A 1073-nucleotide genomic window follows, 5' to 3' on the forward strand; every position below is an offset into this window, starting at 1 on the left:
GCGTAATGTTTGTATGTTTTAACATTCCGCTTAAATCACAATAAGATATTTTATATTCAAATGGTGCACTCTCCAATACTTTATTGATATAGGTGTCACTGGCACCCATTTTTTGTAAGTTCTCAGTGAGTAATAGGTTTGAATTTGATATATCAATATTGTTTTTAATCCTTTTCATCTCGGCGTTATTAATTACAGTATCTAATAAGAATAACTGGATTTTTTGTGCGCCAAGCTGTTCTAATTGATAGGCGATTTCCATCGCTAACTGACCGCCTAATGACCAGCCTAAGATACGGATAGATTGATCAATAGAGATTTCAGTCAGAATGAGCTCCATATAAATTTGAGCTAATCGTTGCAATGAATCTATTTGATTATCTGTGCTGAGATTGTAATTATCAATACCAATACAGTTATAGCTATCTGCTAACATATTTGCCAGAGGAGCATAGGATTCACTGCCGCCATTAGCTGGATGAATCATAAATAATTTATCCGTTGCCATTGATTCTGGTGTTAGGAAATTAAGTAAACTGATTTTTTTATTATCCGTTGCCAGCCACTGGGATAATAGAGTAATACTCTTGCAGCTAAATAAGATATTTAACGGAATATCAATGGCCATTTTATGGCGTATTGCCGAAGTGAGTTTAATCGCTAGTAGAGAATTTCCGCCAATATGGAAGAAGTTATCTTCAATACCCACCTGCTCCAGCTTTAAAACATCCTGCCAAATAGCACAAAGCTGGGTTTCCAGGGCATTACGGGGTGCGACATAATTTGCTCTGTTACCGAAAACCGGTTCTGGTAATGCCCGGCGATTGACCTTGCCGTTCAGTGTCAGTGGGATCGTCTCAATAAAAGTAAAGCTGGCGGGCAGCATATAGTCCGGCAGCCGCGCTGATACATGCACCATCAGCGTTTCATCGGAGAGCGCTCCCTCTGTCACCAGATAGGCGGCCAGGGCTTTATGCCCCTTGTGCTCCCGGGCAATGACCACCGCCTGTTTGACCTGAGGATGTGCTGTCAGGGCAGTTTCAATTTCCCCCAGTTCAATCCGGAAGCCGCGG

Annotated in this window: 1 protein-coding gene; it reads right to left on the reverse strand. The window is 41.6% G+C overall.

Annotated elements, in window-relative coordinates:
• A partial coding sequence (locus AB204_RS20685; protein WP_047965263.1) for a thioesterase domain-containing protein occupies positions 1–1073 on the reverse strand: 1073 nt, incomplete at both ends.

Origin of the sequence: Xenorhabdus khoisanae, from assembly GCF_001037465.1 — a bacterium.
GTDB lineage: Bacteria > Pseudomonadota > Gammaproteobacteria > Enterobacterales > Enterobacteriaceae > Xenorhabdus > Xenorhabdus khoisanae.